Annotated in this window: 5 protein-coding genes; 1 reads left to right on the forward strand and 4 read right to left on the reverse strand. The window is 66.1% G+C overall.

The genetic code is table 11. The features are described from left to right. Positions 1-1315, reverse strand: a 1315-nt coding sequence (locus JCM9942_RS08490) for a glycoside hydrolase family 3 protein (RefSeq protein ID WP_218185472.1), incomplete at its 3' end; no start/stop codon positions are given. Between the two features lie 195 nt (positions 1316-1510). On the opposite strand from JCM9942_RS08490, the gene JCM9942_RS08495 reads away from it, so the two are divergent. Next, positions 1511-2587 carry a LacI family DNA-binding transcriptional regulator gene (locus tag JCM9942_RS08495; protein WP_054659013.1) on the forward strand — a complete coding sequence of 359 codons (1077 nt, stop codon included), beginning with the start codon at positions 1511-1513 and terminating at the stop codon, positions 2585-2587. Positions 2588-2677: 90 nt separating this feature from the next. Here the strand turns inward: JCM9942_RS08495 and JCM9942_RS08500 are convergent, their stop codons facing one another. From JCM9942_RS08500 to JCM9942_RS20145, 3 genes are all read right to left on the reverse strand, one after another. Then, positions 2678-4138, reverse strand: coding sequence for an MFS transporter (locus JCM9942_RS08500; RefSeq protein ID WP_054659015.1), 1461 nt, complete (start codon positions 4136-4138; stop codon positions 2678-2680). A 110-nt stretch (positions 4139-4248) separates the two neighbouring features. Beyond that, a complete protein-coding gene (locus JCM9942_RS08505; RefSeq protein WP_343123483.1) occupies positions 4249-6291 on the reverse strand; it encodes a TonB-dependent receptor domain-containing protein in 2043 nt (680 codons plus the stop codon). A gap of 2 nt (positions 6292-6293) precedes the next feature. After that, on the reverse strand, positions 6294-6893 hold the full coding sequence (locus tag JCM9942_RS20145; protein ID WP_256202337.1) for a hypothetical protein: 600 nt from the start codon (positions 6891-6893) through the stop codon (positions 6294-6296). Positions 6894-7123: the final 230 nt, after the last annotated feature.

The following is a 7123-nucleotide window of genomic DNA, read 5'->3' on the forward strand; positions in this document are numbered from 1 at the left end:
CCGCCCGGCGCGCCACAGCGCGGTGTTCCGGGGCGCCCAGCAGCTCGAACCTGCCGCCCAGCGCGCGCGCCGAGGGTTTCGGTTTTTCGAACAGGCCCATGCGGAACTTGGCGCGCAGGATGCGCCGCACCGCATCGTCCAGCCGCGCCATCGGCAGGGTGCCGTCCTTCGCATGGGCCAGGGTGCTTTCGTACATGCCCTTCCAGCTGTCCGGCGCCATCGCCATATCCAGGCCGGCGATGTAAGTCTGCGCGCAATCGGTGTTGCTGCAGCCCTTGACCTGGCCGTGGCCGTTCCAGTCCCCGACGACGAAACCACCGAACTGCATGCGCTGTTTCAGCACGTCGGTCAGCAGCGGCTTGTGGCCGTGCATCTTCTCGCCGTGGAAGCTGTTGAACGAGGCCATCACCGACTGCGCGCCGGCGGCGATCGCCGGCACGTAGCCGGCGGCATGGATGTCGCGCAGCTGCGCTTCGCCGACCGTGGTGTCGCCCTGGTCCTTACCGTTGTCGGTGCCGCCGTCGCCGAGGAAGTGCTTGACCGTGGTCATCACATGGTGGTCGTCGAGGAAATCGGCGGCGCCGACCTTGCCCTGCAGGCCCTCGACGAACACCCCGGCGTAGCTGGCCACCAGCGCCGGATCTTCCGAATAGCCTTCGTAGGCGCGGCCCCAGCGGTCGTCCTGGGGCACCGCCACGGTCGGCGCGAAGGTCCACTCCATGCCGGTGGTGCGGGTCTCGGCGGCGGTGATGCGGGCGATCTCACGCAGCAATTCCGGATTGCGTGTGGCGCCGAGGCCGACGTTGTGCGGGAACAGCGTGGCGCCGACCACGTTGCTCTGGCCGTGCATGGCGTCGATGCCCCAGATGATGGGGATCGCCTTGCCGCCGCCCCGGGTATCCATCGATGCCTCCCAGAAGGCATCGGCCAGCGCCAGCCATTCGGCCGGGCTGGCGTTGTACCTGCCGCCCGGATCGGAGCCGCCGCCGGCCAGGATCGAGCCGAGCCGATACCTGCGCACGTCCTCGGGGGTGACGCTGGCGATATCGCCCTGCACTACCTGGCCGACCTTCTCCTCCAGCGTCATCGCCGCCACGAGCGCGTCGATGCGTTTTTCCATCGCCGGGTCCAGCGCCAGTGGCCAGGCCGGCTGCGGCCAGTGCGCGGGGTCGATGCGGACCGGTGCGGCGGCGTCCTTCGATGCCGATGCGGCAACGACAGGCGCGCAGGCCAGCGCCAGCGCGACGCCAAGCAGGAGCGGGCGCAGCCGTCGACGATCTGTGCGGGGGCGGGAGTGTGGAAGGCTGGGCTTCATGGGCGAGGGTCTTCCTGGACGGAGGGCTGGAGGAACGCACGATTGTGCAGAACACCATGACAGCGTTGTCAGGCAGCTGCAGAATAGCGCCAGTGCGCGATGATGGCTTGCTGCATAGCGGCACGCCGCATTGCGGATAAAGTTGCACCTGTATCCATGTGCGTTGGCACCTGCCAGGCGGAAACCGGGAACCATATGACTGGCAAGAAACGGGCGGCGGCCGAATCCACGCAGGCAACCGCCGGCAAGCCCGGACGCGTGCGCATCGAGGACGTGGCGGCGACGGCGGGCGTGTCGATGAAGACCGTCTCGCGCGTGCTCAACAACGAACCGAACGTATCCGAGCGCACTCGCACGCTGGTCGAGGCGGCGGTGGAGCAGCTGCGCTACCGGCCGCTGCCGTCGGCGCGCGTGCTGGCGGGTCGGCGCTCGTACCTGGTGGCCATGCTGTTCGACAACCCGTCCTCGAACTACCTGATGGAGATCGAGCTGGGCGTGCTCGACGCCTGCCAGGCGCAGCACTACAACCTGATGCTGGCGCCGCTGGTGTACGACGCGGCGGACATCGTCGGCAAGGTCGAATCGCTGATCATGCAGTCGCAGCTGGACGGTATCGTGCTCACCCCGCCGCTCACCGACGATACCGCGCTGCTGGAACGGCTGGTCGACCTGGGCATTCCGTACTCCAGCATCTCGGCCAAGGAGCAGAACCGGCATGTCGGCGTGGTGGTGGACGAGATCGGCGCGGTCTGCGCGCTGATGGCGCACCTGGCCGCGCTCGGGCACACCCGCATCGCGCACATCAAGGGCCATGCCGCGCACGGCGCCGCCATGTGGCGCCTGGCCGGCTACCGCGAAGGTCTGCGCCGGGCAGGCTTGCGCTACGAGGCCGCGCTGGTGGTGGATGGCGAGTTTTCCTACGAATCCGGCTATGCCGGGGCCAATGCGCTGCTGGACCTGCCCGATCATCCCACCGCCATCTTCGCGGCCAATGACGATATGGCCGCAGGTGTCATCTGTGCCGTCTGCGAGCGCGGCCTGTCTGTCCCCGGGGACATCTCGGTCTGCGGCTTTGATGACACGCCTATCGCCCGGCAGATCTACCCGGCACTGACCACCGTGCGCCAGCCTACCCGTGAAATGGGGAAGCTGGCCGCCACCGAACTGCTCAAGGAAATCCGCGAGATGGGCAGCGGTGGCGTGGTGGACGTGGCTTACACCTTGCAGGTGCGGCGTTCAACCGGACCGGTGAAACAGCGGGCACCGAAATAGGCGGGGAACCCATGGAACAGGCCGTACGCACCGGCGCTTGCCCGGGCACGACCTCTGGCTCCGTTTTTTCCACGGGCCCGGCGCTTGAGCTCAATGCCCGCCTTCGGCCGCCAACTGGTCCAGATCGATACCCTGCCGGCGCAAGGTGCGGGTGGCGGCAACGGCGTAGAACGCCAGATAGGCGTAGCACAGCACGCCGACGATGAAGCTGTGATGCACCCCTACCTTGTCGGCCAGCGCGCCCTGCGCCCAGCTGACGAGGCCGCCCCCCATGATCATCATCACCAGCAGGCTGCTGCCTTGGTTGGTGTTGTTACCCAGCCCGGTGATCGCCAGGGTGAAAATGCACGGCCACATCGTGCTGCAGAACAGGCCGACACTGATGAAGGCGATCACGCTGAGCATGCCGGTGGTGAACATGCCCACCAGCTGCGCGATGATTCCGCACAACGCGAAATACAGCAGCATCCGCGCCGGATTGCCCTTGCTGGCCAGGGTGGCCAGGATCATCAGCACGATCACCGGCGCATAGTGGTAGAACCGGGATACGTCATGGCCGGAGATCGCATTGACCGCCAGGTACACGCCGAAGGCCACGAACGGCAGAACCAGCATGAGCAACTTCTTTGTCCCCGCCCTGACATCGAAAGCGCCTGCCGCCCCGCCCCAGCGACCGATCATCAGACTGGCCCAGTAAAGCGACACGAACGGCGCGATCAGCGAGGTGTCGATACCCAGCCCCCCCTTCTCTACCGGCAGCTCCAGATAGGCCGGCAGATTGTCGATGGTGGAAACTTCAACGCCGACGTAGAGGAAAATGCCGATCATGCCCATGACCAGCTGCGGGTAGGCGAACGCTGATTTCTTGTGGATCAGCTGGCTGCTGTCCTGCGCCTCGGTTTCGGACAGCTTCTCCAGGTCGAAGTGGTTGGGCACCGAGGAGAATTTCAAGAACAGCGCCACCAGCACGAAGGCCGCGCCCAGCACCAGGTAGGGCGTCTTGACGCTTTCAATGCTGGCCTCGGTATTGCCGGCAGCGACGCTGCCGAAGATGGCGATGCTCACCAGCAGCGGACCGACCGTGGTGCCCAGGTTGTTGATGCCGCCCGCCATGGTCAGCCGCTGCGAGCCGGTGGCCGGATCGCCCATGATGATGGCCAGGGTGTTGGCGGCGATCTGCTGCAGCGAGAAGCCCAGGCCGACGATGAACAGGCCCGACAGCATCAGGGTGAACGAGCCCAGGTTGGCCGCCGGGTAGAACAGCAGCGCGCCCAGCGCCGAGATCAGCAGGCCGATGCAGATGCCGTTCTTGTAGCCGATGCTGTTGAGCACGTCCACGCCCATCGCCTTGGACACGGCGACGTAGATCAGCGAGCCGACCGTGTAGGCGACGTAGAACGCGATCGCCACGTACATGCTCTGCGCCTGGGTCAGGTCGAAGGCTTTCTTGAACACCGGGATCAGGATGCCGTTGCTGGCGGCGACGAAGCCCCAGAAGAAGAACACCGTGATGAGTACACCGAACTGCGACCAGCGGGTTTTTTGGGTCATGGCTCTTCCGTCATGGCGGAATGTTGGCGTCATGCGTGGCGTTGCCCACGCGCATCCGCAACGCGGCGGCCGGCAAAGGCCGGCCGCCGCGGGCGGTCCATCCTGTCACATCAGAACTGGTAGCGCAGACGCAGCCCGTAGCTGCGCGGATCGTTGAGGAAACGCACGTTGATGCCCGACCCGACCAGCGCCTTCTGCGAAATGTCGTTGTCCAGCAGGTTGTTGCCCCAGGCTTCCACGCGCCAGTGTCCGTCCAGCGTGGTCAGGCCGATGCCGGCGTTGACCGTGGTGCGGGCGCGTTGGCGGTCGGGGAAGCCGGCTTCGACGGCGCCTTCGATGTAGTCCACCGTGCCGGCGGTGTCGGAGATGAACACCACGTCGCGGTTGTTGTACTGGGTCAGGTAGTAGGCCGAACGGTATGAGGCCAGCAGCTGCCAGTCCAGGGTGCCGAACGGCAGTTCCATGGTGTGCTGCAGGCGCGCATTGAAGGTTAGCTTCGAGGCCAGCGGCAGCTCGTTGCCGGACAGGTCGATAATCGAGGTGATGCCGCCGGCGCCGTAGTTCTGGCTGCGCACGTCGGCCACCTTGCCTTCCTTGATCTCGCTGTCCAGCCACAACGCGTTGAGGTTCAGCATCACGTTGCCGGGGAAGCGCAGCACGCTTTCCAGCTCGACGCCGTACACCACCGACTTGCCGACGTTGCGGTTGACCAGGGAGTAGCCGGTGGCCTCGCCGGTGGACGGATTGGTGGCGATCACCGCCAGGTCCTGGAACACCTGGTCGCTGTAGTCGTAGTAGAAACCGCTGGCGTTGAAGGTGGAGGTGCGGTCCAGCATCTGGAACGAGTTCTTGCTGCCGATCTCGTAGGCGACGATGGACTCGGGCTTGAACGTCTCCGGGATCTCCTTCGGATCGAAGGTGTCGTTGAAACCGCCGGCCTTGTGGCCGCTGGAGATCAATCCGTAGAGCAGGCTGTCGTCGGACACGTCGAACTCGAAGCCCACGCGCCAGTCGGTGAAGTTGAACTTGCTCTTGCCGAACTGCTGCGCCGGGATGCCGCTGACCTGCACCCAGCTCTGGTAGGGGCAATCGACGGTGTCGCCGCCGATGTCCGGGCGGTCCACGCAGCCGAACGCGCCGCCATTGGGTACGTCGCCGATCTGCTGCTGGATGGTGTCGTTGCGGCCATGGGCGAGGATGCCCTGCAGCAGGAAGCGCGCCATCTCCGCCTGCGAGGTGATGTTGCTCACGTCGAAATTGGGGCGCTTCATGAACGCCGGCTCGAAGCCCGGCGTACCGAGACGGGTGGAGAAATCGCCGCCTTCGCCCGGCAGGCCCAGCGCCCAGTTGCCGCCGATGCCGTAGCGAGACTTCTCTTCCTGGGTGTAGCGCAGGCCGCCCTTCAGGCGCAGGCGTTCGGTGACGTCGAAGGTGCCATCGGCGAACGCGGCCGAGGAACGGCCGTTGACCTTGGGCATGGTGAATTCAGTGCCCGAATACCACCTGCCCTTGTCCACCAGCGACAGGTAGCCAACCTGCTGGTCCTCGTTGAAGTGGAACAGGCCGGTGGTCCAGCGCAGGCGCGTGTCGTCGGCCGAGGACAGGCGCAGCTCGTGGATGTAGGACTGCGACTGGGTCATCCAGTACTGGGTGGAATAGTTGTCGTAGTCGACGCCGCCGGGATTGGCGGGCGAGACCGGCTCGATGTTGCGGTCCGGCCACAGGATGCCTTCGCTCTGCGCGTTGGTCTGGCGGTAATCGACGTCGCGGTAGCTGGCGTTGTATTCCAGCGCCACCGGGCCGAAGTCGTAACTGACGTTGGTCTGCGCGCCCCAGTTGGTGCTGTCCAGCGTGCCCTGGGCGCCGCGGTAGACGATCTTGCGCAGGTCCAGGTCCTCGGGCAGGTAGCCGGCCTTGGCGGCGGTGTAGACCGTGGCGCCCGGGTAGCCGGTGCCGCCTTCCTTGCCCATGTCGGCCATGGCGAACACCGACAGCTTGTCGTCGGGCTGGTACAGGAACGACACGCGCGCACCGTGCTCGTCCTGGATGCCGGCCGGGTCAAGCTCCTGCATCCTGCCGGCGTTCTCGAACGACGAATCCTTCTCGACCTGGTAGCCAGCCACGCGGATCGCGGCCCAGCCGCCCAGCGGCATGTTCAGCGCGAACTCGCCGCCGCGGTGGTCGCGGTTGCCCGCCTCGGCCTGCACGTAGCCACCGAATGCCTCCAAATCCGGGCGCTTGGTGATGATGTTGAGCGTGCCGGCCAGTGCGTTGCGGCCGCGCAGCGTGCCCTGCGGGCCTTTGTTGATCTCCACGCGCTCGATGTCATAGAACATGCCGCCCAGGCCGCGCGGGCGCGGGATGTAGCGCCGTTGATGTGCGGCGCGGCGCCCGGATCGCCCAGCTCGGTGTTGTTGGACGAGCCGACGCCGCGGATGAAGATTTCCAAGTTGCCCTCCTGGTTGGCCATGCTCAGGCCCGGCACCAGCGCCTGGATGTTGCGCAGCTCGTTGTTGATGCCCAGCGCGCGGGTGTCCTCGGCGGAGATCACCTGCGCGGTGCCGGCGTACTTCTGCAGGTCCTGTTCCCGCCGCTCGACGGTGACGATCACCGCGTCGAGCGTGGAGGCATCGCGGGTTTCGGTCTTGCCCTCCTCCGGCACCGATTGCGCGGCGGCGGGCAATGCGGTGGCGGTGGTGATCAGTGCAGCGAAGATCGCGCGTGCAAGCGCGTGTTGCCGGCATTGGCTGGTCATCTGGTCTCTCTCCCCAAGACTTTCGGAATGTTTGTGACGGCGCGGTGGCCGGCGAAGGTCGTTTTACGCGCCACCTGACAACGCTGTCAATCGGCCGGATGGAGAAAGCCCGCGCGAGGCCTCGTGCAGCGGCAAGCCGCGGAACAGGAAGGGATTTATCGCTGCAATGCAGCATGAAAAAGGCGGGGGCAGCGCGCGCCGATGGCGCCGCCCGCCGCGGCGGCAGGCAG

Origin of the sequence: Stenotrophomonas pictorum JCM 9942 (assembly GCF_001310775.1) — a bacterium.
GTDB lineage: Bacteria > Pseudomonadota > Gammaproteobacteria > Xanthomonadales > Xanthomonadaceae > Stenotrophomonas > Stenotrophomonas pictorum.

Bases quoted from the DNA above. Each gene is read 5' to 3' on its own strand.
- JCM9942_RS08495 (WP_054659013.1), top strand. From the start codon at position 1,511: ATGACTGGCAAGAAACGGGCGGCGGCCGAATCCACGCAGGCAACCGCC.
- JCM9942_RS08500 (WP_054659015.1), bottom strand. From the start codon at position 4,138: ATGACCCAAAAAACCCGCTGGTCGCAGTTCGGTGTACTCATCACGGTG.
- JCM9942_RS08505 (WP_343123483.1), bottom strand. From the start codon at position 6,291: ATGCCGCTGGGCGGCTGGGCCGCGATCCGCGTGGCTGGCTACCAGGTC.
- JCM9942_RS20145 (WP_256202337.1), bottom strand. From the start codon at position 6,893: ATGACCAGCCAATGCCGGCAACACGCGCTTGCACGCGCGATCTTCGCT.